20 protein-coding genes and 1 pseudogene are annotated in these 22,836 nt (G+C 38.4%); 12 read left to right on the top strand and 9 right to left on the bottom strand.

Annotated elements, in window-relative coordinates; genetic code table 11:
* Window positions 1-8: 8 nt before the first annotated feature.
* The 4 genes and pseudogenes from SOM16_RS11260 to nudK all read right to left on the bottom strand — a co-directional run bounded on the left by SOM16_RS11260 (window position 9) and on the right by nudK (window position 3,025).
* On the bottom strand, window positions 9-1,043 hold the full coding sequence (locus tag SOM16_RS11260; protein ID WP_320464107.1) for a quinone-dependent dihydroorotate dehydrogenase: 1,035 nt from the start codon (window positions 1,041-1,043) through the stop codon (window positions 9-11).
* A 112-nt stretch (window positions 1,044-1,155) separates the two neighbouring features.
* Window positions 1,156-1,824, bottom strand: a pseudogene (locus SOM16_RS11265) (NAD(P)-dependent oxidoreductase); the annotation flags it as partial.
* 56 nt (window positions 1,825-1,880) lie between these two features.
* Window positions 1,881-2,288 (bottom strand): Rrf2 family transcriptional regulator, encoded by a 408-nt coding sequence (locus SOM16_RS11270; RefSeq protein WP_320464108.1) that lies wholly within the window; start codon window positions 2,286-2,288, stop codon window positions 1,881-1,883.
* Between the two features lie 149 nt (window positions 2,289-2,437).
* A complete protein-coding gene (gene nudK / locus SOM16_RS11275) occupies window positions 2,438-3,025 on the bottom strand; it encodes a GDP-mannose pyrophosphatase NudK (RefSeq protein WP_320464109.1) in 588 nt (195 codons plus the stop codon).
* Window positions 3,026-3,318: 293 nt separating this feature from the next.
* Between nudK and SOM16_RS11280 the strand changes: the two genes are divergently transcribed.
* The 8 genes from SOM16_RS11280 (at window position 3,319) to SOM16_RS11315 (ending at window position 13,476) form a co-directional block, all read left to right on the top strand.
* Complete coding sequence (locus SOM16_RS11280) at window positions 3,319-5,226, top strand: ABC-F family ATP-binding cassette domain-containing protein (protein WP_320464344.1); 1,908 nt, start codon at window positions 3,319-3,321, stop codon at window positions 5,224-5,226.
* Between the two features lie 283 nt (window positions 5,227-5,509).
* Window positions 5,510-6,787 (top strand): DUF5103 domain-containing protein, encoded by a 1,278-nt coding sequence (locus tag SOM16_RS11285; protein ID WP_320464110.1) that lies wholly within the window; start codon window positions 5,510-5,512, stop codon window positions 6,785-6,787.
* Between the two features lie 139 nt (window positions 6,788-6,926).
* Window positions 6,927-7,889: a formylglycine-generating enzyme family protein gene (locus tag SOM16_RS11290; RefSeq protein ID WP_320464111.1), complete on the top strand. Its 963-nt coding sequence runs from the start codon at window positions 6,927-6,929 to the stop codon at window positions 7,887-7,889.
* A gap of 34 nt (window positions 7,890-7,923) precedes the next feature.
* Window positions 7,924-9,243: a Gfo/Idh/MocA family oxidoreductase gene (locus SOM16_RS11295; protein ID WP_320464112.1), complete on the top strand. Its 1,320-nt coding sequence runs from the start codon at window positions 7,924-7,926 to the stop codon at window positions 9,241-9,243.
* Window positions 9,244-9,249: 6 nt separating this feature from the next.
* On the top strand, window positions 9,250-10,242 hold the full coding sequence (locus SOM16_RS11300; RefSeq protein WP_320464113.1) for an FAD:protein FMN transferase: 993 nt from the start codon (window positions 9,250-9,252) through the stop codon (window positions 10,240-10,242).
* Between the two features lie 29 nt (window positions 10,243-10,271).
* The gene (locus SOM16_RS11305) at window positions 10,272-11,198 is read left to right on the top strand and encodes a hydroxypyruvate isomerase family protein (protein WP_320464114.1); all 927 of its coding nucleotides are present in this window, start codon (window positions 10,272-10,274) and stop codon (window positions 11,196-11,198) included.
* A 496-nt stretch (window positions 11,199-11,694) separates the two neighbouring features.
* Window positions 11,695-12,216, top strand: coding sequence for an acyl-CoA thioesterase (locus SOM16_RS11310; RefSeq protein WP_320464115.1), 522 nt, complete (start codon window positions 11,695-11,697; stop codon window positions 12,214-12,216).
* Between the two features lie 69 nt (window positions 12,217-12,285).
* Window positions 12,286-13,476 (top strand): sodium:proton antiporter, encoded by a 1,191-nt coding sequence (locus SOM16_RS11315; RefSeq protein WP_320464116.1) that lies wholly within the window; start codon window positions 12,286-12,288, stop codon window positions 13,474-13,476.
* Here SOM16_RS11315 and SOM16_RS11320 read toward each other — a convergent pair.
* A complete protein-coding gene (locus SOM16_RS11320) occupies window positions 13,466-14,038 on the bottom strand; it encodes a hypothetical protein (protein WP_320464117.1) in 573 nt (190 codons plus the stop codon). The two genes, SOM16_RS11315 and SOM16_RS11320, sit on opposite strands and share 11 nt — an antisense overlap.
* A gap of 58 nt (window positions 14,039-14,096) precedes the next feature.
* Complete coding sequence (locus tag SOM16_RS11325) at window positions 14,097-14,501, bottom strand: EVE domain-containing protein (RefSeq protein WP_320464118.1); 405 nt, start codon at window positions 14,499-14,501, stop codon at window positions 14,097-14,099.
* A 481-nt stretch (window positions 14,502-14,982) separates the two neighbouring features.
* Between SOM16_RS11325 and SOM16_RS11330 the strand changes: the two genes are divergently transcribed.
* From SOM16_RS11330 to SOM16_RS11345, 4 genes are all read left to right on the top strand, one after another.
* Complete coding sequence (locus SOM16_RS11330) at window positions 14,983-15,720, top strand: hypothetical protein (RefSeq protein ID WP_320464119.1); 738 nt, start codon at window positions 14,983-14,985, stop codon at window positions 15,718-15,720.
* A gap of 765 nt (window positions 15,721-16,485) precedes the next feature.
* On the top strand, window positions 16,486-17,022 hold the full coding sequence (locus SOM16_RS11335) for a hypothetical protein (protein ID WP_320464120.1): 537 nt from the start codon (window positions 16,486-16,488) through the stop codon (window positions 17,020-17,022).
* 755 nt (window positions 17,023-17,777) lie between these two features.
* Window positions 17,778-18,323: a transposase gene (locus tag SOM16_RS11340; RefSeq protein WP_320464121.1), complete on the top strand. Its 546-nt coding sequence runs from the start codon at window positions 17,778-17,780 to the stop codon at window positions 18,321-18,323.
* Between the two features lie 740 nt (window positions 18,324-19,063).
* Complete coding sequence (locus tag SOM16_RS11345) at window positions 19,064-19,576, top strand: hypothetical protein (RefSeq protein WP_320464122.1); 513 nt, start codon at window positions 19,064-19,066, stop codon at window positions 19,574-19,576.
* An 863-nt stretch (window positions 19,577-20,439) separates the two neighbouring features.
* On the opposite strand, the gene SOM16_RS11350 is transcribed toward SOM16_RS11345, so the two are convergent.
* The 3 genes from SOM16_RS11350 to SOM16_RS11360 all read right to left on the bottom strand — a co-directional run bounded on the left by SOM16_RS11350 (window position 20,440) and on the right by SOM16_RS11360 (window position 22,798).
* Window positions 20,440-21,096 (bottom strand): suppressor of fused domain protein, encoded by a 657-nt coding sequence (locus SOM16_RS11350; RefSeq protein ID WP_320464123.1) that lies wholly within the window; start codon window positions 21,094-21,096, stop codon window positions 20,440-20,442.
* Between the two features lie 125 nt (window positions 21,097-21,221).
* Window positions 21,222-22,211: a DUF6985 domain-containing protein gene (locus tag SOM16_RS11355; protein WP_320464124.1), complete on the bottom strand. Its 990-nt coding sequence runs from the start codon at window positions 22,209-22,211 to the stop codon at window positions 21,222-21,224.
* Window positions 22,212-22,447: 236 nt separating this feature from the next.
* Window positions 22,448-22,798 carry a DUF4870 domain-containing protein gene (locus SOM16_RS11360; protein ID WP_320464125.1) on the bottom strand — a complete coding sequence of 117 codons (351 nt, stop codon included), beginning with the start codon at window positions 22,796-22,798 and terminating at the stop codon, window positions 22,448-22,450.
* Window positions 22,799-22,836 lie beyond the last annotated feature (38 nt).

A 22,836-nucleotide genomic window follows, 5' to 3' on the forward strand; every position in this document is an offset into this window, starting at 1 on the left:
ATTAGACGTTATTTCTTTATTAATGATTTACAAATCGATTTGATGAGGCCTGGTCCTTCGTAGATAAAGCCAGTATACAACTGTACCAAACAAGCTCCAGCATCTAGCTTTTCCTGAGCATCTTTTGGTGAGTGAATTCCACCTACTCCAATAATCGGGAAGGCTTTGTTCGATTTCTCTGAAAGGTATTTAATCACCTCGGTAGAGCGTTCCTTAACAGGTCTGCCACTTAGGCCGCCCATTTCTCCTGCTAAAACTTTTTCAGTAGCTAAATTAGCTCTGCTAATTGTGGTGTTGGTTGCTATGATACCCGCAATTTTTGTTTCAGCAACAATCTCAATAATATCGTCTAATTGTGCATTCGTTAAATCGGGTGCGATTTTCAATAAAATGGGACGGGAAATGTCATTCTTACGGTTTCGTTGCTGAAGAGTATTTAGGATTCTTTTAAGTGGTTCTTTCTCTTGCAATTCGCGAAGACCTGGCGTATTTGGAGAACTTACATTCACTACGAAATAATCAACCACATCAAAAAGTCTGTCGAAACATTTAATATAATCGCTCACCGCATCTTCGTTTGGTGTTGCTTTATTCTTACCGATGTTTCCGCCAACTACAATTTCCGGATGTCTGTCTTTCAGTAACCGCAAACGTTCTGCCATTACATCAACTCCTTTATTGTTAAAGCCCATCCGATTAATTAAAGCTTCATCGTTTGGTAACCGAAACATTCTTGGCTTATCATTTCCTGGCTGTGGCATCGGCGTAACGGTACCCACTTCTACAAAACCGAAACCCAAATTACTCAGTGCTTCAACATATTCGCCATTTTTATCGAAGCCAGCAGCTAATCCAACCGGATTTCTGAATTTAATACCAAAAACTTCTTTTTCTAACCCCTTAATGTTGATATCGAAACTGCTTCGAATAATGGTTTTACCTAATGGGAACTTATCATTAAACCATTTGAGCCGTTTAACTACAAAATAGTGTACGTTTTCGGGATCAAATTTGAAGAATATTGGTTTGATAAGACGATACATGCAACGAAGATAAATAAAATATAGAAATAAGGGATGATGTAATATCGAAATTGGCTAATCAATTATCCCATCCTCAACACTACATCATCACTTTTCTGATATTTTGTATTTTTTAGTATGCTGCTGTAAACTGCTCTTGATGATGTGCGTTATCCTCCAATTCATCAGCAATTACGATAGATAAATCTTCAACAGATAAAATTGAGCGACCTTCTTCATTAAAAACCGGAGTAGTTTTTCCCAAACGGTATTTACCTGTACGGCCAATGGTAATACCCGGATGCATTTCAATTGCCGGACTAAAAAATACCCAGTCCAGATCAGTTTCTTTTTTTAATGTGTTAAAGTAATCCCTAACAGCAGTGGCACCAGGTTTAATATCTGCAGGAAAATCCGGTCCATCTACCAACTGATTACCGTCTATTTGCAAAGTACCCGCACCGCCGATAAAAATAAAGCGTTTTACACCAGATGACTTAACGCCTGCCTGAATAGCCTCCGCCCCTGCAACGGTATCTTGGTAAAGGTTTGGATTGGACCAACCCGGATTAAATGCGCTCACTACAGCATCTGCACCTTTCAAAGCCTCAGCTAATGCTTCAGTATTCAATACATCAGCAGCTACTTTAGTCACTTTTTCATCAGTACTTTCAATTTTATCCGTATCGCGGGCAATAGCAATTACTTCATTTCCACGACTTACCAACTCATTCAAAAGGGCTTTGCCTACAAATCCTGAGGCACCTATTAATGCTACTTTCATAATGTTTAAATTTAATTTGAATTTATGTTTGTTATATTGTAATAAATTTTATTACAGTTTTGTTTAAAAAAAACCTATTTAAATTTTTGGGCAAAATCTGCCAGGGTTTGCTTCGACAGGTTTTCAATTAAGGCCTTTTCAGCATCATTATATAAGCTGAGTAAATGTTCGTTAATTTGTCGCCCAATCGGGCATTTTGGATTAGGTTCATTCTTATTCTGACCCAAAATATGATCCGATCTCACCGCTTTATAAACGTCGCCTAAGTTAATCTCACCTGCGTGCTTCGCTAAAAAAGATCCTCCACCCTTTCCTTCCTTACTCTCTACGAAACCATACTTGCGTAGGTTTACAATCTCTTTCCTTACCAGAACCGGATTAATATTAATACTCCCAGCCAGGAAATCAGAACTCACCACCTCCCCTTTCGCACCATCAAGCAAAGTAAGGATATGAAGGGAAACTGGAAACCTGCTATTCATTCTGTAATTATTTTTATTACAGTACAAAGGTAAGTACTTTTTACTTTTTTCAAAATTTATTTGATGTTTATTTGAATCAAAGCTGACCGTTTCAAGTGGCAGCGATATTATTTATCGCCATGGGTTGAAACCCATGGCGATGTTAAATGCTACTGTTCAAATAATTGATTAAGCAGCGCATATTGAAGCAGCATAATTGTTTTGCCATCCTTTATCTCGCCAGTAGAAATCATTTTAACGGCATCGGCAAAAGGCATTTCTAACACTTCAATATTCTCTTGCTCTTCATGATGGCCTCCTCCTTCGCTCACTTTCATATCTTTCGAATATTCAGCAACGAAGAAGTACAAAATTTCGGTAACTGAGCCTGGAGACATATAAGCTTCAAAAACCTTTTTAACATCTGTAATTTTATAGCCCGTTTCTTCCTCCGTTTCGCGCTTGATAGCCGTTTCAGGATTATCCTGATCTAAAAGTCCGGCACAGGTTTCGATCAGTATTCCCGATTCATTTCCATTCAGGTATGTTGGCAGTCGAAACTGTCTCGTTAAAATAACCGTTTGTAAAGCTTTATTGTAAAGCAGAATAGTGGCGCCATTCCCTCTGTCGTAAGCCTCACGACTCTGGGTTTCTACTGTACCATCTTTTTTGCTGTATTGGAAGGTGATCTTGCTTAAGGTATACCAGTTATCTGAAAGAATTTCTTTACTGACTATTTTAATATTTTCGTTATTCATCTATTTATAATTATGGCTAAAAGTATATTATTTTATCTGAACATTATCTTTGGCAACAGTATCTATAACACATCATTCAGCAAAAGATTGCTCGTTCCTCTGCTATTGATATGCTGTACAAAACAAGTTCATTTATCTTTCCTGAATTGAACATAGATAGGCTCCCCAAGTGCGGGATAAGTTAGTTGATACAACATCTTTAATCATCAGGAAAACGTCAGGAAATTTGAGTTCGGTTCTATTTTATTTTGAAACTAAAAAAAGCCTTTAAAATTCGTACTTTTGCAGCCGAAATGATTTCAATAAATAATTTAACATTCCTGATTGGCTCAAGAGCCTTATACGACGAAGCAAACTGGCATATTAAACCGGGCGATAGGGCCGGATTGATCGGGGCAAACGGAACGGGAAAATCGACACTTTTAAAAATAATTGTAGGTGAATACGCTCCGACTTCGGGAACGGTTTCTATGTCTAAAGACTTAAAAATTGGCTACCTGAACCAGGATTTACTATCGTATGAATCTCATCATAGCATTTTACATGTGGCCATGGAAGCTTTCGAGCGCCAAAATCAGCTTCATGATGAAATTGAAGAATTACTAAAAAAGATTGAAACTGATTACAGTGAAGAGGTTTTATATAAACTGAGTGATAAACAGCAGGAATTTGAAGCTTTGGATGGTTATAACATCGAATACAGAGCAAATGAAATTCTGGCGGGTTTAGGTTTCAGCACAGCTGATCAGTTACGCCCGTTAAATACTTTCTCCGGAGGCTGGAGAATGCGGGTAATGCTGGCTAAGATTCTATTGCAAACGCCAGATATCTTATTACTGGATGAGCCGACCAACCACATGGATTTACCTTCCATTAAATGGTTAGAAACTTATTTAATGGGTTTTGAAGGTGCGATTGTAATTGTATCTCATGATAGGTATTTCTTAGATAAAATTGTAAACCGTACGGTAGAATCCCGCAAAGGAAAGTTAAATGTTTATGCCGGAAATTATAGCTTCTACGTAGAGGAAAAAGCTTTACGCGGCGAAATTCAAAAAGGTGAGTTTAAAAATCAGCAAGCCAAAATTAAACAGGAAGAGCGTTTAATTGAACGTTTTAAAGCCAAAGCATCAAAAGCTAAAATGGCGCAATCGCGCATGAAAGCCCTTGATAAAATGGAGCGTGTGGATGATGTTGATGATGATAACCCAACGGTAAACTTCAGCTTCAAATTCACTAAACCTTCCGGCCGCCACGTGGTGCGGATTGAGCATGCGACCAAACATTATCCGAATGTTCACATTCTGGAAGATGCCGAAGCCGTGATTGAAAAAGGAGATAAAATTGCCTTGATTGGTGCGAACGGAAAAGGAAAATCTACCCTATTGAGAATGATTGCCGGTGCAGAAAAATTTGATGGTTTCTGCGAAACGGGTCATAATGTAACCACTACTTTCTTTGCACAGCACCAGTTAGAATCACTTCACCTGGACAATGCCATTTTAGAAGAGTTGCAGGCCTTCGCGCCAAAACATACAGATACCGAATTGCGTGGTATTTTAGGTTGTTTCCTATTTACCGGTGATGATGTATTTAAGAAAATTAAAGTATTATCCGGAGGAGAAAAATCTCGTGTGGCTTTAGCAAAATCGTTAACCACAGATTCGAACTTCCTGATTCTGGATGAGCCAACCAATCACCTGGATATCCAGTCGGTTAACATTTTGATCCAGGCTTTACAGCAATTTGAAGGTACTTTCATTGCGGTATCTCACGATAGGTATTTCTTAGACAATGTGGCTAACAAAATCTGGTTCATCGAAGGAGAAAAAATCAAACAATATCCTGGAACTTACGCGGAATATGAAGAATGGAATAGCAAGCGCGAAATTCCTGTTTCAAAACCCATTCCGGTGAAAATGCCTGAAAAGCAGAAAGAAGAACCAAAACCAGTTACGCCGAATACCGCCAATCAGTTAAAAAAACTGAATGATGAACTGAAGAAAATTGAAACTTCCATTTCTGAATTCGAAGCAGCTGTTAAGCAAATTGAGGCAGAACTGGCAGACGAGAATGTTTATGGAAAAGCTGATAAATTAGCCGAAGCAAACAAACGTTACTTAGCCGCTAAAAAAGATCTGGATCAGCACCAGGCTAAATGGGAAACTTTAGCTGCAGAAATTATGGAGCTGGAAGGATAACAGATTCAAGATATTTGCAGAAGCCACGGAATTATTTCTGTGGCTTTTTGTTTTTGGGGAAGGGGGTAATTTTAACCACGGATCTGGGTTAAATAGCATAACGTCTAAACTATTCTAACCAAGATCCTGAATCGAGTTCAGGAAGATGATCTGCAAGAATTTCTCCCGGAGGCATACTAACCCCTAACCTTCTAAACCGCTAACCATTTAACCCAACCTCTTCTTCCAAAAAATATCTCCTCCAATCCTTTTCATCTCTGCTGAATACTATGTAGCTTTAACCATGCATAAAACAATCGTTGTATTATTTCTTCTTCTGCCTACATTACTATTTGCACAAAACGATAAATCTTTCACCAACGAGAATAAAATTTATCTTCCCAATATTAAAACAGTTCTCTGCTACAACAGTACAAAAGAGCAAAGCATTCCCCTGATAACGCTCAACTCAGCAGAAAAAATTATATTGTCTTTTGATGATTTATTAGGTGGAACTAAGAACTACTGGTACACCATTGAGCATTGTACGTCAGATTGGCAACCTTCCAGAATTTCAACAACAGACTATTTAGATGGGTTTAATGACGACCGGATTATCGATTACCGCTACTCCTCCAATACCACCAGAAAATATACCCATTATGAAGTGAGCTTACCTAATACACAGATTCAACCTAAAATTAGCGGAAATTATGTGTTGAAGGTCTACCTCGATAGCGATAAAAATAAACCTGTCATTTCTCAGCGCTTTTATATTCTCGACAGTCAGGTGGCGGTAGCTGCAGAAATCACCAATCCTCTGCAGGTAACCGACAGAAATGCCAAACAAAAAATTAACTTCAGCATTAACCACAGTATGTCTATCGCAAATCCTTACCAGGATATTAAAGCAGTGGTGATGCAAAATTTCAATCCGAATACAGCTACGCTAAACACCCGCCCCGCTTTTGTACGCCCAAATCAACTGGTTTACAATGACATCAATACCAACGATTTTCCGGGAAATAATGAGTTCAGGAAGTTTGATACCCGAAGCCTGCGTTATAAAGCTGAGAACGTAAAAGATATTTATCGTGATAATCAAACCGTTAATGTGATGCTCTTCCAGGATGCACCAAGAAGCACTGGCGCTTTTGGAAATCAGTTTGATGAAAATGGAAACTACTTCATCCGCAATACTGAAGGCAGAGATGATAAAACAGAAGCTGAATACACTGATATCCTTTTTACACTCAATGCTGCTGCACCCAATACAAATGGCGAAGCCTATGTAGTTGGTCGTTTCAATAATTATGTACTGAATAAAGACAGCAAATTACTTTACGATGCCAATAGAAAGCAGTTTTATGCCACTATTTTACTTAAACAAGGCTTATATGATTATGAATATGCCTGGCTAAACACTGATACGAATACCGTAGAAACTCAACCCTTCGAAGGTTCTTTTTTTCAGACTGAAAACAGTTATCAGATTTTTGTTTATTATAGAAGACCTGGCGCCCGTTGGGATACGCTTGTAGGTTATAGTAATTTGAGTAACAATAAAACCGACCGGAAATAAACCATTTATCAGATTAATAATTGCCATCTATACCTTCATTGTTACATAAATTTTCTTCATTTTAAGATCGGATAATTATCTTAGTAATCAGATTACTAAGTGACCAAACACCTGCCTGCAGGTATATCTAACCAATTTTATGTTGAAGAGAATTTTTGCATTTGCATTAATCATCAGTGCTCCGGGGCAAAATTTTGCTCAAGATTCTAAAGCTTATACACAATCTATTAACGGAACCAAACTGAGTTTCGAGATGCAGGCAATTCCCGCTGGCACTTTCAAAATGGGCAATAAAAACGGAAAGCCAGATGAACAACCTGTTCATGAGGTAAAACTCGATGCTTTCTGGATAGGAAAACACGAAGTTACCTGGGATATTTTTGAACCTTTCCTCTATCGGGATTACGAGAAACAAGCCAGTATTGCACCTATTCCTGCTGAGGTAGATGCCGTAACCAGACCTACAAAACCATACCTAGACATGACTTTTGGCATGGGCAAAGAACACCAGCCCGCCGTGGCTATGACGCAGTACAATGCCATCCAATTCTGCAAATGGCTATATGCACGCACCGGTGTTTTCTATCGTTTACCCACAGAGGCCGAGTGGGAATACGCCTGCAAAGCTGGTACAACAACCAACTATTCTTTCGGAAATGATGCCGCCAGTTTGAAAGACTACGCATGGTACAAAGATAATAGTGAGAATAAAACCCATCCGGTAGGCGAAAAGAAACCCAACGCATGGGGATTATTTGACATGCATGGAAATGTAAGCGAATGGACCTACGATCAGTATTTTGCTGATTTCTATTCCAGAGATCAATCGAAGGTTGCCGTAAATCCGGTGGCTATACCTGATAAATTATATCCCAATGCTGTTCGCGGCGGCTCTTTTGATGAACCCTTAGCGAATATCACTTCAACAGTAAGGCTGGCTTCCGATCCATCATGGAAACAACTTGATCCGCAAATTCCCAAAAGCAACTGGTGGTTTCCAGAAGCGCCATTTGTAGGCATGCGACTGGTGCGTCCGGTTAAAACGCCCTCCAAAGCGGAAATTGACAACTACTACAACAAACAACCTATAAAAGATTTTTAACACTCCTTACCTATTGAACCGATATAAACCGACTATGAAAAAAGAACCAAACGCACACGAAAGACGAGATTTCCTGAAGGCCTCTGCCCTATTGGCTGGTGGCGCAATTTTAAGTAGCATTCCGCTTGCCGGTGCTTATGCATCTGGCACCGATGAGATCAAGATTGCGCTGATTGGTTGTGGCGACAGGGGAACAGGGGCAGCATTTCAAGCTTTAAGCACAAAGTTCAATTTGAAATTGGTGGCCATGGCCGATGCTTTCCAGGATCGTTTAGACAGCAGCTATCAATCTTTAAGCACCAAATTTGCTGCAAAAATGGATGTTCCGAAAGAACGGCAGTTTGTGGGTTTCGATGCTTACTTAAAAGCAATTCCACTGGCAGATGTAGTATTACTGGTTACCCCTCCGGGCTTCAGACCTATTCACTTCGAAGAAGCGGTGAAACAAGGCAAACATGTGTTTATGGAAAAACCGGTGGCGGTAGATGCGCCGGGGATCAGAAAGGTATTGGCCGCAGCAGAAGAAGCCAAAAAGAAAAAGCTTAACGTGGTGGTGGGTTTGCAGCGAAGATATCAAAGCAATTATCGTGAAGCCATGAAACGGATTCAAGATGGAGCCATTGGAGATATTGTTTCTGGTCAGGTGTATTGGAACAGCGGTGGCGTTTGGGTGCGCCCGCGTACAGCAAACCAAACCGAAATGGAATATCAAATGCGTAACTGGTATTATTTTAATTGGTTATGTGGAGATCATATTGTAGAGCAACACGTTCACAACATTGATATTGCCAATTGGATTACCGGATCAAACCCACTTTCTGTGCAGGGAACCGGAAGCCGGGCCTGGCGTACAGGCAAAGATTATGGCGAAATTTACGATAACCATGCCAATGAATTTACTTATCCTAATGGCGTAGTAGTTTATAGCCAGTGCAGGCATTTTGAGGGTACCACCAACCGGGTTGATGAAACTTTCCAGGGTACAAAAGGCAAAGTTTACTTATCAGGTGGAAACCAGGCCATTATTTATGATGCGAAAGGAAAAGAGATTTATAGCCACAATACGAAAGGAAATGCAAACCCCTATCAAACCGAGCATGATGAACTGTTCGATGCCATATCAAAAGGCGAATATAAATTCACGAATGCCGATTATGGTGCAACCACCACTTTCTCGGGCATTATGGGGCGCTATGCCACCTATTCTGGCCAAACCATTAAGTGGGATGAAGCCCTGGCCGCCAACAACAGCCTCATGCCGGAGCGTTTCGCCTGGGATGCTAATCCGAAGATAATGCCAGATGAAAACGGACTTTATCCCATCCCGATGCCAGGCAAAACCAAAGTTTTATAATCGATCATGTATAAGTTGCTGTTCCTTTGCCTACCCTTAATCTTTGCTTTCTTCCCTCGGGAAGAAATAAAACAATTCAAGATTAAAGGTTTTGCACAAGGAACAGATTATACGATTATGTATTACGCTGAGGATAGTATAGCCACAAAAAGCAGCATTGATAGCCTGTTAAATATGATTGATCAATCCATGTCTTTATATCGAAAAGGTTCAATCATCAACCAATTTAATGCAGCCCAAAAGCAAATTAAAACAGATCGGTTTTTAAACGATGTGCTGAAAAGAAGTTTCGAGATTAATGCCGATACGAAAGGCCTATTTGATATCACTGTAGCGCCGCTGGTTCAAGCCTGGGGTTTCGGCCCAAAGGCGACAACGACTACGCCAGGCGAAAAGGATATAAAATTGATTTTAAATTGTGTAGGTACGCAGCATCTAAAATTGGAAAAGGGTTTACTCATTAAAACAAAACCCTGTATCCAAATTGATTTAAATGGTATTGCGCAAGGCTACAGCGTTGATTTGATTGCAGCATACCTTAACCGAAAGGGCATTAAAAGTTATGTGGCAGAACTGGGCGGAGAAATCAGAATCGCAGGTCCGAAGCCAGATGGAACTCCGATGAAAATCGGAATCGAAGGACCTGATGAAAATGATGAACCTGCCATCAGGCATGTTGCGCTTTTGAATAAAGGAGCCATCACTACTTCGGGCAATTACAGAAAGTTTCACCAGAATGGAAAGAAAAAAATCTCCCATCTGATGAATGCGCAAACAGGCTATCCACTGGATAATGAAATGATTAGTGTAACGGTTTATGCAGCTGATGCCATTACGGCAGATGGTTACGATAACGCTTTAATGGGCATGCACCTTAATGAAGCCTTGAAGTTTGTAGAAGAGAGAAAAACCCTGGAAGCTTATTTCGTTTACCATAAAAAAGATGGCAGCATTGCTGATACCTTGAGCACAGGGTTTAAGAGAATATTGAAAAACTAAAATGGAATTTACCTTTCAAAAATTGATTAATGAAAAGAAGTGAATTTATAAGAAATAGCCTGCTTACTGCAGGTGCAATTACTACTGGCGCAGGCATTACCAATACTTTTGCTACCGAAAAACCTTCTCCGGTAGTGGCAGATCAGGTTTTTAACCTGGACTACGCTCCGCATCAGGGCATGTTTGAAAACCATGCAGGCAAAAACTTTCTTGATCAGATCCAATTTATGTATGATAGCGGTTTTCGCTCCATCGAGGATAATGGTTACCTGAACCGATCTGTGGAAGAACAGGAGAAAATCGGAAAATTGTTGTCAAAATTGGGCATGAGGATGGGCGTTTTCGTAGTAGATAGTGGCGACAACTGGAAAACTTCATTAGCTACCGGAAAGAAAGAATTTAAGGATAAGTTTATCGAAACCTGTAAGAAATCTGTAGAGGCGGCCAAACGTTGCAATGCCAAATGGCTTACCGTAGTTCCGGGGTTTTATGAACGCAATTTACCCTACGGCAATCAGTTCGCTAATATTATAGATGCCATGCGGGCAGGTGCAGAGATTTTCGAACCTCACGGATTAATTATGGTGTTGGAAACCTTAAGCGATACGCCAGAGTTGTTTCTTCAAAAAACTAACGAAACCTACGCAGTATGTAAAGCGGTGCAAAGTCCGGCTTGTAAAATTTTATATGATATCTACCACATGCAACGTACCGAAGGCGACTTAATTAAAACTATCGATCGTTGCTGGGATGAGATTGCTTATATCCAGATTGGGGATAATCCCGGCAGGAAAGAACCGACAACAGGAGAAATTAACTATAAAAACTTATTTAGTCACCTCCATAAAAAAGGCTATAAAGGGGTAATGGGTATGGAACATGGAAATTCAAAAAGTGGAAAGGAAGGAGAATTGGCGGTGATTTCGGCTTATCGTAAAGAAGATGCCTTTTTGTAGGATCTGTTAAAATTCGTCTTCGCGAAGCAGATCTTTCATCTGCTAAAGCCATCTCATTCTAAGAATTTCAAATGAGATGGCGTCGTTTTGCCTCCCCGCTATCATGAATCTGCTCGAAGATTCGTTCTCCGGCATGATGCAAAAGTTGGCTCCGCAAATCTAAATGAACACTGCAGATTTTAACCGCTCGCATCTGCGGAAATCTTCTTAATCTGCGGGAAAATGATTTAAGCGAGCAGCTATGCTTTATTCTGTTGAAATAAATAAGGTGCTGAATTAAATTCAGCGGGCAACTTGGTTAACACATCCTTTTATTTCCTCCCTCCATACTGCGCTAAACCACTATTTTCTTATTCGTCTTCTTTCGTTTTCATGATCCATTGCATATTCCTCATTTCCTGTTTCCTATTCTCCATTTCCCTACCCCTTATAACCTTCTAAACTCCTAACCATTCTTCTTTAACCTCAAGCTTTTTAATTACTTTTGCATTTAATTATGAGTCTGAAAAATAAGTTTGCCAAAGAAAGTTTTACCATTATGAATGAATTGGTGTTGCCGAATGATACCAACACACTAAACAATTTAATGGGTGGCCGCCTGTTGCATTGGATGGATATTGCTGCGGCAATTTCAGCTCAGAAACATTGCAACCGAATTGTGGTTACCGCTTCGGTAGACAACGTATCTTTTAAACATCCAATTAAACTGGGCGATGTGATCACCATTCAGGCGAAGGTAACCCGGGCTTTTAACACTTCAGTAGAAGTGCGTTTAGATGTTTGGGCGGAGAATATTCCAAGTGGCGCCCGATTGAAAAGTAATGAAGCTTATTACACTTTTGTAGCGCTAGATCAAAGCGCCAGAACCATCCCGGTACCCGAACTTATTCCGGAAACAGCAGAAGAACTCGCACTTTTTGATGGTGCTTTACGCCGTAGGCAATTGCGCTTAGTTTTGGGTGGAAAAATGAATCCTGATGATGCCAGCGAACTCAAAGCGCTGTTTTTTAAAGCCTAAATTTTACATAAAACATCTTCCTGGTTAATCTGTTTGTTTTATTTTAGCAGCTTATCATTCGCTCAAAATATGACTACATATACCATACTTATTATTTTAAGCGGATTAGTAATCTTTTCCTATCTGTTTGATCTAGTGGCTAGTAAAACAAAAGTACCCTCGGTTTTATTATTGCTGCTACTAGGCATCGGTCTGCGTTTTCTGGTCGATAACCTTAAAATTCAGACCTTTAATTTTCTCTCTATTTTGCCCACATTAGGAACAGTGGGTTTAATCCTGATTGTTTTTGAGGGTTCGCTTGAGCTTAAGTATGATCGTGAAAAGAATAAAATTATTAAGAGCGCTTTCTTCTCTGCGCTAACCATTCTGCTCGCTTCGGTCACAGTTATTACATTAATTATTTATCAGATTACCCATAAAGATCTGTATACCTGCATCGCGAATGCGATTCCGTTTAGTGTAATCAGCTCGGCCATTGCCATTCCATCGGCAGCAGCATTAGGTAAACAAGACCGCGAGTTTGTTATTTATGAATCTTCGTTCTCCGATATCCTCGGTATTATTATCTTCAATTTCGCTATTACCAACCACTCCATTACCACTTCCGCTTTTATTGGTTTAGGCCTGAGTACATTTCTGATTATCTTTTTATCTGCCATAGCCTGCGTAGTACTGCTTTATGTAATGGGCAAGCTGGTGCACCATATTAAATTCTTTCTGATTATTTCCATTCTCATTTTGGTGTATGCTATTGGGCAATCATACCATTTATCTTCGCTGGTATTAATTTTGAGCACCGGATTATTTTTGAACAATGCAGATACCATCAGAAATGCCTGGTTTAGGGGTGTATTTTTATATAAAAATCTCTCTGCAGATTTATCTCAGCTTTATCAGCTCTCTGCCGAAAGTGCTTTTATTTTAAGAACTTTTTTCTTCGTGATTTTTGGTTTCACCATGAATATTAGTGAACTAAACGACAAGCCTGTACTGGCCAACGGCTTTTTTATCCTGGTAACCATCTTTGTAATCCGCTTTTTCTTCCTTAAAGTATTTAAAAAAGGTGCGCTTAAGCCCATTGGATACATTGCCCCTCGTGGCTTAATTAGCATTTTGCTTTATTTTAATTTACCCGCTTCACTGAAAATACCAGAGGTGGGAACCTCTTTTTTATTCCTCGTAGTGCTGGGCACCAGCATCGTGATGACGCTGGGCATTACGTTGAGCAAAACAAAAACGGAAGAGATTACTATGGTTTAAATGAAGCCGTAATTGCTTTTATTTTTTGTATTTCGGCAGTTAGATTTTGATTCTGCTGATAATAAACGGAGAAATAATTAAGGTCAGTTTTTTGTTGCGCATATTTCACTGCATCACCATTAATTTTGAAGTTCGCAATACTCGGATTAATCGCTTGTATGGGAGCAGCAAGGATATTACCCGTAACATTAATTAAGGCGGTAGCCACATGCCCGCCTATTTCTTCGCCCAAGGTTGGATCTTTTTCACCCCATTTTCGAACAATAGCACCATCTGCCCGCTTTTCATAATTATTTTTATTCCATGGATCATATTTCAGAAACTGAATTACGCTTGCCTGCTTTTTCGGACTTCGGATTTTAATAGTCTTAATCTGATCGGTAGATATGGTAACCAGGTCACCATCAGTAATCATCACCACACCCAAAGAATCTACCTTATACAGCAGACCTTTCCTAACCTCAGCATTTGTTTTTACAATGGCAATGTATGGTGTAATTTGCTGCGCCTGTAAACAGCTAAAGAAACAACAAAAAACTAACGCAGAGAGAATCGTCTTCATGGTGCTGAAAATGGATGGGTAGTTACACTAAATCGTTAACAGCATGAAGTTAAGTAAATTAACTTCCCATTTCCAATATTTTATCAAATTCTGTTGCTTTTAAAGGCATCACCGATAAGCGCCCCTGGCGTACCAGAGAAATGTCAGCTAAGCTGGGTTCAGCCTTGATTTGCTCTAGCGTAACTGGATTTTTTAAAGATTCTACAGGCACTAAATCTACCACTACCCAGTTTTTATCATCTGTGGTTGGATCTTGATAAGACTCTTTCACCACCTTCGCCACGCCCACTACATTTTTGCCTTCATTGCTATGGTAATAAAGCACTAAATCGCCTTCCTTCATTTCCCTGAGGTTATTTCTAGCCTGATAATTCCGAACCCCATCCCAAAAGGTGCGGCCATCTTCATTAAATTTTTCCCAGCTGTATTTAAAAGGCTCTGATTTCACTAACCAATGATTCATATTGTATCTGATTTTAAATGTGGCTTTGAACTAAGGGTCAAAACTAATAAAATGGAATGGATTAGGAAATAGGGTTGGGGAGAATGGAGAAAATATAAGGAGATTAAGCGCTCATTTTAGTTCAGAGCCTGTTCATTCTATATACAAGGTATTTCTTCTATGGGGATATTCGTTCGCTTACAGAACAGCTTTTCCATCTCTGACTTTATCCGTCTGGTTCAAAAGCAATAGCTAGGAAAAAGCGGTTGCTTATAAATGCTTTCTATATATAGGATTTTGCTTCGCTTCATCCTGGATAAATCTAGTCAGCCTCCACTTCTAGCTCACCTTGCGCAATCGAAAATGCTGCGCTAACGCTTGTGTTAAGACATAGATCGAACCTTGCTGTTTCACAGTTACCAGTTTTCAAACATTTTCCAGTTTGCATACGCGAACATAATAAACTGAAGTAAATCAATATCTTTGATCATTATATATCTCTATGGACAAAACCAAACACCCCTTAGTCGTTCTAAAAGAAATGAAATCTTTGATAAAACGGTTGGAGAATAAGGCTATAACTAATAATTCATTAATTGAAATCTACACCTTTTCTATTGCTACTGTTGCCTATCAAGCTGTCTCAGAAACCTCATTTTATTTTGATGTGTTAGAACCTACGTACAAATCAGATTATATAACATTTAGGGTGATGATCAAACCTACAAATGAGATTGATCATAACGCAAGTACTTTCCATCTCAATTCTACTGACCTAATTGAGAAGTTTGAACAGTGGATTGAGCTGATGAAAGACTATGACTCTTTTTCGTTCTCAGATGATGAAGTTATTACCAAGCAATATGAAGAAGAGTTTTATGCTGACTTCGAAATTTTAGATGATGATGCTGACGAGAAGGCTTTTGAGCCCGAGAAGCAAATTCTTTTGTACAAGTGGCTAACAGCACTAGAACAGGATTTGAAATCGAGTGAAATGATTGATCAAGCCACTCCATTGATTGAAGAAACAGCACAATTAAGAGAAGATATTCAGAACTTAACCAAAAAACAGTTTATAAGACGTTTCGCCATACTTATGTCTAAGGTTAAGAAAAGTGGTCTGAAACTACTATTCGAAGTGCTAGATATTGCTAAAAAAGAGGCGATGAAGAAAGCTTTATATGGTGGTTTAAAGGGATTAGGAGACTTAAGCGAACATGTAATCAATGCTATCACTTAGTATTTTATAGCGTCGCTAATGAACAATTGCAATATTTAAAAGATAAAATGGAAGTATTTATGAAAAACATTATTGCCTATTACAAAATGTGAGTAGTCTATCGTTGCTATATTTGAGTATTTACGGTTTCCAGTAATTAAGATTGAGATTAACTTCTTATTTTAGCTCATAAAACAACACTGGTAACTTATGAACGAAAATAAAGAGTATGAGAATATACCCTTGCTGGCGCACGCGTGCCGCGTGTGCATTTGATACTGGTGCATCCTAATCTTTATTTCACACGCGGCACGCGTGCGCCAGCGCATGGAAATCAACAATAAAAAAACTTTAATAAGAAAGTTGCATCATAAGCGATGTAACCTTTTTGAATAATGTCACATTAAGATTGTCGAAATGCCTTTAATATTACATTAGTAATGTCCTTCGCTAAGACGCCCTTGCTGGCGCACGCGTGCCGCGTGTGCATTTGATACTGGTGCATCCTAATCTTTATTTCACACGCGGCACGCGTGCGCCAGCGCATGGAAATCAACAATAAGAAAACTTTAATAAGAAAGTTGCATCATAAACGATGTAACCTTTTTGAATAATTTCACATTAAGATTGTCGAAATGCCTTTAATATTACATTAGGAATGTCCTTCTCTAAGACACGCTTGCCGTATGTAAAATAAAATATTTAAAATAAGCTTATCTTAAGATGCACTGACGAACATATGAGTTAGTTAAGGAAACTAGTATTCAAAATCAATAAATACAACAAATGGGTTTCGGATTTTCTCTGATCTTACTTTTTATAATTTTTCCTTTAACAATAATTTTTCTGGTGCTGTGGATATCATCAAAAAAAAGAGTGTTTGGCAAAATTCTTGGTCTGATTTGGATCACGATTCTATTGTTAGTCTTTGCGCAAAAAATATGGATGTGGTCAACAGCAAAAAAAATACTTAAAAAAGAAGATTACTATGGGGAGTATATTATAAACCGAGATTATTTCCCCGGTAAACAAGCAAACTGGCAATATGATCATTATCGTTTTGAGATTAAAGAAAATGACTCTATATTCTTCTATTTAACAGATCGCGAAAAGATTTTGAAAACATTTCGTGGGAAGATCGCAACAACATCAACTTATTCCTCCCTTAAGATAAGAACTAACATGGAAACACCTACTCATCATATCATGGAAAGCTTCCCGACTACTTATCGAAGTGCGTGGAGTTTTTATCTGGTTTTTTATTCAGCAAGGTTTAATAATGTATATTTTAAAAAAGGGAGTTGGAAACCGCTGAAAGACTAAAAGATTTAAACATTATATATGTTTAAATCTTCGCTAGCGCACGCGTGCCGCGTGTGTAATATCATCCAAAAATCTATTCCAGCCCATTAAAAGAGTACTACTCAAATCGTATCTTCAATAAAATTATAGCGGAAATAAATCAATAGCGAATAATAAAACCACTTATACTTTTTTCAAGAAAAAGGCAATCAAATATTAAAAGAAATATTCCATGAGATTTTTTCTATCTTCCTTCGCTAGCGCACGCGTGCCGCGTGTGCAATATCATTCAAAAATTCATTCCAACTCATTTAAAGAGCCCTACTCAAATGATATCTTCAATAAAGATAAAGCGTAAATAATCAATTGGCGAATAATGAAGCTACTTATACCTTTTTTTAAGAAAAGTGCAATCGAATATTAAAAGAAATATTCCATGAGATTTTTTCTATCTTCCTTCGCTAGCGCACGCGTGCCGCGTGTGCAATATCATTCAAAAATTCATTCCAGTTCATTTAAAGAGCTCTACTCAAATCGTATCTTCAATAAAATTATAGCGGAAATAAATCAATAGCGAATAATAAAACCACTTATACTTTTTTTAAGAAAAGGCAATCAAATATTAAAAAATAAATATTTATAAGAATTTTTCTATCTTCAACTTATCATCCTCTTTATTAATAAAAAAACTATCTGGCTATCTCCCATAGTTAATTATTTAATTCCATCCCTATTATTTAAAGCGTGTATTTAATAGCGTAAAGCATCTAGAAGGTATGAGTCGTAAATATAAATTTCATAATAAGGAGGGGTTATACTTTGTAAGTTTTGCAACCGTATATTGGATAGATATATTCGTGCGACATGTATACTGCGATATTTTTGTAGACAGTTTATCTTATTGCAGGAAAAACCTTGGTTTAGAACTCTATTGCTGGTGCATTATGCCAAGTCACGTACATTTAATATTTAGTGCAAAAAATAATAATCCAGATATACTATTAGGAAGGATAAAAGAATTCACGTCAAAAGAAATTGTAAAAGTGATTCAAAGTAGCAGCCAAGAAAGTAGAAAAGAATGGCTACTCTGGATGTTTAAGCGAGCGGGCTCAAAAAGCAGCAATGTAAAAGAATATCAATTTTGGCAACATCATAATAAACCGATCGAATTATGGAGTACACCCGTTATTGAGCAAAAAGCAGATTATTTGCATGAAAACCCCGTAGTAGCTGGTTACGTAAATGAGGACTGGCACTGGAAATATAGTAGTGCTATTGACTATAGCGGAGGCAAAGGATTAATAGATTTGGATGACCTCTGAAAAAAGTGGGGCTAAAGTGCACACGCGACACGCGTGCGCCAGCAATACGATCTACAAAATAGATTTGGATGACCTAACAAAAGTGAATCTAAAATTCACACGCGGCACGCGTGCGCCAGCGATACGATCTACAAAATAAATTTGGATGGCCTGTAAAAAAGGGGGGCTAAAATGCACACGCGACACGCGCGCCCGTAAGAACCAACCGATAGATGAAAGGACTCAACTGCAAACTACAAGCATAAACCTGCCAACTGCACGTATAATGTTGTTAACTGCGCTGGTAGAACTACGAACCGCAAGTATGAAACTGTGAACTGAAAGTATAGAACTATCAACTGAAAGCATAGAACTACGAACTGCAACGATGGAACCACTAACTGCAAATTCATAACTATCAACTGCAAGTACAGAACTATCAACTGAAAGTATAGAACTGTCAACTGCAACTATAGAACTATGAGCTGCAAGTTCTGAACTACCAACTCCAAGTACAGAACCACTAACTGCCTTCATTTATGCCCCATTCTTCAAAAATATTTCGTGAATGATTTTATTGTATTTATCTTAGCAGTGCAGATTAATAAATAACATATTTTTTCACCTAACAACGAGATATCAACTTCATAATTAAATTTCAAAAATATTCCTGGACGAGCGTTTTAGAAACGTATTTTCTCATATCTCTGAAAAGAGTTATTTGTTAGTCTGCAGCGTCCAGGGACTTTTATTTTAATGTTATGCAGACTAACAAAAGTAAAAACCCAAACACACAGCTCCCTGGTCAGGTAGTAGCTGCAAACGAATTTCAAAAGCTTATTGGAGCCTATTTCGAAATGAATAGTTTATCGGATGTAAATCAAATACTTACTGAAATGCTGAGTGCATCTACCGGGCCCGATCCTCGTTCAGGTAAACATCATCCTATTACTATTGCCAACGCCCTTTATGATGTAAACAATATCATCAAGCTCTTTGCAAAAACTAAACTTTTGGCCAATGAAGACACCTTTCAGCAATACGCCCAAAGCCAGGCTTATCAATTGCAAGCCGTTGGCCATTTTGATATAGAACACCTATCCGAACTGTTATATTTCGGCTTAAATGCCTACATCTTTCAAGAAGAAGGTTATGAAGGTGCAACCCTAAACTTTTCTGCCGAAATTATCCCTGCATATAAAATGATTTATGACTGGTTTACCGATTGCGATGCCTGGTATACCGCTTTTAAACAAAGAATTCAAATCAATTAATTTGAGTCACTGTATCACCAACTGATAGGTAATGGCAATCGCTAATCCCCTCCTTGTTTTAAGGAGGGGTGCCTACCGGGCGGATGGTTTTTAGGGGTTAGGTAGTTCATTTAATTTCGGGCGGTGAAACACCGCCCGATAGGATAATTTCGAAAAAAAATAACGAGAAACATTTTTTTGTTTCGTAGTAAAATGTTTCTCTTGCCAGAAACATTTTTTATTTAACATTTTTTGTTTCTAGAAAAATTATTTAAAAAATAGTTTTATAAAAGTCAGGAGGCATTTTTGGCCAGAGTTCACTTATTTTTGGACCATTTAAGGCAGGAATAATACAGGTAAAATTTTTGGGGTTGAAAATTTATACATGTATCTTATATCATACATCACACTAATTATTTTTCATCCACTGAAGCAATCTCCGTTGAAGAATCTGCAAATGAGATTGCTTCGTCGTGCCTCCTCGCAATGATGATTCTGCTTGGTGATCTTCCTCCAGTATGATGCAAAGGTTAGTCCCGCAGATCTAAATGATCACCGCAGATTTTACAACTCGCTTCTGCGGAAATCTCCTTAATCTGCGGGAAAATTATTTGAGTGGTCTTCCTGAACCCACGAAGGATCGTCCTCCTGAACTTGATTCAGGATCTTAACACAGAAAGGTGCTGTTCTGAAATGAATTCAGAATGACGCTAAATTTACTGCGTAGCTTTCCGCTTCGCTACAGGTCAGCATGACGATTAGTGTTAACACATCCCTTGAAAAAATTCTTCATCTGCGGGAAAAATTATTTAAACTTCTAACACCTCTCTAACAGATAGGTGGTTTCTTCAACCAGGTTTTCAATGTAATGCATCAACACGGCCTTACTTTCTGTTAAGGTCTGTAATTAATAATGGATTATCCACTTTTAAACGATCAATGAGTTCTTTTACGGCATCAGTAGTTGGATTTAGCTTCAGCTGTTCTACTTCAGCATTGGTAATGCCTACCATTTGTAGAAAACTCACTTCGCCATGTGGCGTTTGGATTTTACCCAGTTCAGGGTCTAGTGTAAAAACAAAACCAGTAATTTCGGTTTCCGTATCCAGCCTGATGGGGCCATTAGCCGGAACAAAATGATTTTCTTCAAACCACTTTCCGCTCGAAAATACATAGCGGGCCAGGTTATTCATTACCTGTATGGCCCAGATGGGATCATTTTGATCATCCTTAAAGGGCACCAGCCTGAAGGTAAATTCAAAACCCCATTTACTAAATTCGCCACCAGCTTTCTCTTCATCATAATAAAGTTCACTCATACCATAACTTACGATGTGGCGGTGAAATTCCTGGTGGTTGCTATCATATACGCTGGCACCATCTATCGGGTCGCTGCCACCTGCCATATAATGTAAACCACATAAAGGCGGATAATGACGTGGTTCAATACTGCCATAAATTTTATCCAATTGATGATCAATTGACTGCCAGCCTGGGGTATCTTCTGTGGTGAATTGTTTTTGATATTCTTCTTTATTCATTACAATTGTTTTAGTGTTCTGGTTATAAGAAACATTTTTTAATGAATGATTATAAACGTGTAAATGGATAAATTCTTACAGATTCTGTCAGTATTACGTATAACAAACCGGGAAGCAAACAGCCATTATTCTACTATCATTCCATGGCCTTGCCATCCAAGGATGTGCCCATCATCTTCACTTACCCTTACCAGTTTACCATTTTTATTAAACACCAGTTGCAGGCCGTGCTCCTGTTCCCATTCGCAACTAAAGGTTAAACGAAGGTATACGCCCTTATCTTCATAAGGTTCGCGGGTAACATATATTTCCCTTGGTGTAACATAATTCCATATTTCTTGAGGGTCTTTGATATCCCATAAATGCTGGTCTGCTTCGTCATAACCTATCGCATCTAAAAAATCCATGCAGTTTTGATAAACATATGTACTTGTTATTTCCCGGTCTTTAAGTGTTTTTGATAAAAAGTTACGGATGGTTTCATCAGCTTCATCCATAAAATTTTCATCTTCGTTAGGATTGTAATCGGTGATCGTGAAGTTCATTTCAACATTATCCAAAAAGCCTATTTTCTGCAATTCAGATACCCACCAATCATCAAAATCTGCATTTTTTAACATGCCAATTATAGCAGAACTTACTTCTGTTTGAGTAATGGGTACGCGTTTCTTTTGAGGTGGAACTTCATTATTAAGGCTTTCAAAAGCAGTTTCCTTCTCTACCTCTGTTTTGGGTGCATAGCTTTCCAATTTTAAAAACAGTTCCTTAATGTTTGTTACCCGGGTCATCTCTCTGCTCGAAATGGTGATGGCTACATCTTGTATATCTTGATCATACCTCACCGATAACATATTGTAATGAAAATTTGTAGGCAGCTCAAAAAAGAAGTAGGTACTTATGGTATAATAAGCGAGGCAAATCCTATAACTGTCTGATAAATTATTAGGATCATCAGGCGAACAGTTTAGCGTGGGATGATATTTGCGGATAATGAGCAGCTTCGTCCCATCAGGACTGATTGCAGACAATGGATAGGCCTTCAGAAAAGCCTTTAGATTTTTATCTTTAACAGACAGGAGATTTTCTCCCGGATTTTCAATTTCCCAACCAGTCATGTCCATACTATTTAAATTTTAAACCTTTGTTAATCTGTTTTAATTGATTTACCTTTTCGTCATTTTAGCCCCAGCAAATACCGTGATCCCACCAAACAGCTAATTTTTTCTCTTCAAAGTTTTGTGTCGATGCTTTAAAACCTGGCAGTATTAAAAAAAGTGCTATGGCATGGCCATAACACTATACTTGAGAGGCGCTATACATATTTTGAATAACGACTTTATCTTGGTTTTTCTTAAAGTTTACTTTCTTTTTCTGAGGCGAAGTTAAATCTGCCTTCAAATATTTTTCCGATAATCGGAACGGGTTTCTCTACCTCATTATTAGCCGCAACAATACCCAATAATAAAAGCACGAAAGGGATTAACATAATGAAATAAAAAATAAAGCCCAGCGAAGGGATGATTGCCAATATAATCGTGCTTGCTATACTTAGTACAAATGAAGTGATGATTACCCCAAGCGACTGACCTAAATGATAATTAACAAGGCTGCTCTTTTCTGGCGATTTTTTAAATTCCAGGTAAGAAATGATCCAACCGATCAATGTAATGTAGGCTACAATAGCCATCGTCTTATTTTTCATAGATTTTATTTTTTGGTGATTGAATGGGTCAAAATTAC

The sequence above is a fragment of the Pedobacter sp. CFBP9032 genome (genome assembly GCF_034045265.1).
Classification (GTDB): Bacteria; Bacteroidota; Bacteroidia; order Sphingobacteriales; family Sphingobacteriaceae; genus Pedobacter.

What these genes read in the sequence shown, in the direction of transcription:
- SOM16_RS11260 (WP_320464107.1), bottom strand. Translation starts at nt 1,043, where the DNA reads ATGTATCGTCTTATCAAACCAATATTCTTCAAATTTGATCCCGAAAAC.
- SOM16_RS11270 (WP_320464108.1), bottom strand. Translation starts at nt 2,288, where the DNA reads ATGAATAGCAGGTTTCCAGTTTCCCTTCATATCCTTACTTTGCTTGAT.
- nudK (WP_320464109.1), bottom strand. Translation starts at nt 3,025, where the DNA reads ATGAATAACGAAAATATTAAAATAGTCAGTAAAGAAATTCTTTCAGAT.
- SOM16_RS11280 (WP_320464344.1), top strand. Translation starts at nt 3,319, where the DNA reads ATGATTTCAATAAATAATTTAACATTCCTGATTGGCTCAAGAGCCTTA.
- SOM16_RS11285 (WP_320464110.1), top strand. Translation starts at nt 5,510, where the DNA reads ATGCATAAAACAATCGTTGTATTATTTCTTCTTCTGCCTACATTACTA.
- SOM16_RS11290 (WP_320464111.1), top strand. Translation starts at nt 6,927, where the DNA reads ATGTTGAAGAGAATTTTTGCATTTGCATTAATCATCAGTGCTCCGGGG.
- SOM16_RS11295 (WP_320464112.1), top strand. Translation starts at nt 7,924, where the DNA reads ATGAAAAAAGAACCAAACGCACACGAAAGACGAGATTTCCTGAAGGCC.
- SOM16_RS11300 (WP_320464113.1), top strand. Translation starts at nt 9,250, where the DNA reads ATGTATAAGTTGCTGTTCCTTTGCCTACCCTTAATCTTTGCTTTCTTC.
- SOM16_RS11305 (WP_320464114.1), top strand. Translation starts at nt 10,272, where the DNA reads ATGAAAAGAAGTGAATTTATAAGAAATAGCCTGCTTACTGCAGGTGCA.
- SOM16_RS11310 (WP_320464115.1), top strand. Translation starts at nt 11,695, where the DNA reads ATGAGTCTGAAAAATAAGTTTGCCAAAGAAAGTTTTACCATTATGAAT.
- SOM16_RS11315 (WP_320464116.1), top strand. Translation starts at nt 12,286, where the DNA reads ATGACTACATATACCATACTTATTATTTTAAGCGGATTAGTAATCTTT.
- SOM16_RS11320 (WP_320464117.1), bottom strand. Translation starts at nt 14,038, where the DNA reads ATGAAGACGATTCTCTCTGCGTTAGTTTTTTGTTGTTTCTTTAGCTGT.
- SOM16_RS11325 (WP_320464118.1), bottom strand. Translation starts at nt 14,501, where the DNA reads ATGAATCATTGGTTAGTGAAATCAGAGCCTTTTAAATACAGCTGGGAA.
- SOM16_RS11330 (WP_320464119.1), top strand. Translation starts at nt 14,983, where the DNA reads ATGGACAAAACCAAACACCCCTTAGTCGTTCTAAAAGAAATGAAATCT.
- SOM16_RS11335 (WP_320464120.1), top strand. Translation starts at nt 16,486, where the DNA reads ATGGGTTTCGGATTTTCTCTGATCTTACTTTTTATAATTTTTCCTTTA.
- SOM16_RS11340 (WP_320464121.1), top strand. Translation starts at nt 17,778, where the DNA reads ATGAGTCGTAAATATAAATTTCATAATAAGGAGGGGTTATACTTTGTA.
- SOM16_RS11345 (WP_320464122.1), top strand. Translation starts at nt 19,064, where the DNA reads ATGCAGACTAACAAAAGTAAAAACCCAAACACACAGCTCCCTGGTCAG.
- SOM16_RS11350 (WP_320464123.1), bottom strand. Translation starts at nt 21,096, where the DNA reads ATGAATAAAGAAGAATATCAAAAACAATTCACCACAGAAGATACCCCA.
- SOM16_RS11355 (WP_320464124.1), bottom strand. Translation starts at nt 22,211, where the DNA reads ATGACTGGTTGGGAAATTGAAAATCCGGGAGAAAATCTCCTGTCTGTT.
- SOM16_RS11360 (WP_320464125.1), bottom strand. Translation starts at nt 22,798, where the DNA reads ATGAAAAATAAGACGATGGCTATTGTAGCCTACATTACATTGATCGGT.